The 1,497-nt window shown below is 52.4% G+C and carries 2 protein-coding genes; both read left to right on the forward strand.

The genetic code is table 11. The annotated features are described in order from the left end of the window. Positions 1 to 1,097: non-ribosomal peptide synthetase (locus QNM19_RS24420; protein ID WP_284027316.1), on the forward strand; the 1,097-nt coding region annotated here is incomplete at its 5' end. 45 nt (positions 1,098 to 1,142) lie between these two features. Continuing rightward, on the forward strand, positions 1,143 to 1,497 hold a 355-nt coding region (locus QNM19_RS24425), incomplete at its 3' end, for a TubC N-terminal docking domain-related protein (protein WP_284027317.1).

Genomic DNA, 1,497 nt, shown 5'->3' on the forward strand with positions numbered 1-1,497 from the left:
TCAGTGAGTGGAGCCACCACTGTGACGGTCGCACCTCTTTACGTTATGTACTGGCTGGCGGCGACATAGTTCACGGCGCCGATGTGATGCGGGTGCAGCAGGCATTACCGCAGGCACAAGTCATCAACGGCTATGGCCCGACGGAAAACACCACCTTCAGCTGTTGTTACGCGATACCGACATTGCATGAAAGTCAGGACATTGCCATAGGTACGCCGCTGAATGGCGATCAGGCCCTGGTGCTGAGCGATGACCTGAGTCTGGTGCCGTATGGCAGTGTGGGTGAGTTGTGTGTGGGCGGTGATGGCCTGGCACAGGGTTATCTGAATCAGCCTGAGCTGACGGCCGAGCGCTTTATTGACAATCCATTTTATGACCCCGAGGTGGCAGGCAGCTCAAAACGCCTGTATCGCACCGGCGATTTAGTGCGCTACCTGGCCGATGGCAACCTGGCCTTCGTGGGCCGTGCCGATGACCAAATTAAAATTCGTGGTTTCCGGGTTGAGCTGGGCGAGATAGCTCAGCAGCTGAGCCGCCAGACACAAGTAGACAGTGCACTGGTACTGGCTAAAAACGGCCCGGCAGGCACCTATTTAGTGGCGTACGTCCAGCCAGTGGAGGCTGTTACAGAACAAGCACAGCCAGAGTTTATGGCTCAGATGCTGGCCATGCTGGCACAAACTTTACCGGATTACATGATGCCTAAGCTGGGTGTGGTGATTGACGACTGGCCACTGACCGCCAACGGCAAAGTGAACAAAAAAGCCCTGCCCGAAGCTGATAGCAGCACGCTTCAGGATACCTATGTGGCACCTGAAAATGACATTGAGCAGACCTTGTGTGAGATCTGGTCTCAGCTGTTGGGCATAGCGCATCAGGACATCAGCACGCAAAGCCACTTCTTCGACCTGGGCGGCCATTCGCTGCTGGTCGTGAAACTGGCAACTCAGGTGCGTGAAACCTTCAACATTGAGTTCAGTATTCAGGAGCTCTACGACGCAACCAGGATCTGCGATCAGGCGGTCCACATTGAATATTTGCAGCTTAAGTCTAATCGCGACACGCAAACAGAAGCGTGTGAAGAGCTGGAATGGTAACCACGGCGTCCGACATTTAATCGACAGAATTTTAAGAAGAAAACAATGAATACAATTAAAAAGTTAATCATAGAACTAGAAAAACAGGGCGTCAGTTTTTATCTCGACAATGGCAAGCTCAAGTCAAAAGCCAGACAAGGTGCAATCACACCTCAGATAGCCGCTCAGGTAAAACAAAATAAGGCGGCATTGATTGAATTTTTAGCCTCAGAGCAACAGCAAAATACTCAGGTGCGCGCTAAAGTCACGCCCAGAGTCGCATCGGATATCGCGCCGCTATCTTTTGCCCAGCAGCGCCTGTGGTTTATTGATCAGCTCCATAAGGGCTCGGCGCAGTATAATATGCCGGCTGCCTTTGATGTCAGCGGTACGCTGGATCTGACAGTGGTGGAAGCGGTGT

Origin of the sequence: Pseudoalteromonas ardens, assembly GCF_030125445.1 — a bacterium.
Taxonomy (GTDB): Bacteria; Pseudomonadota; Gammaproteobacteria; order Enterobacterales; family Alteromonadaceae; genus Pseudoalteromonas; species Pseudoalteromonas ardens.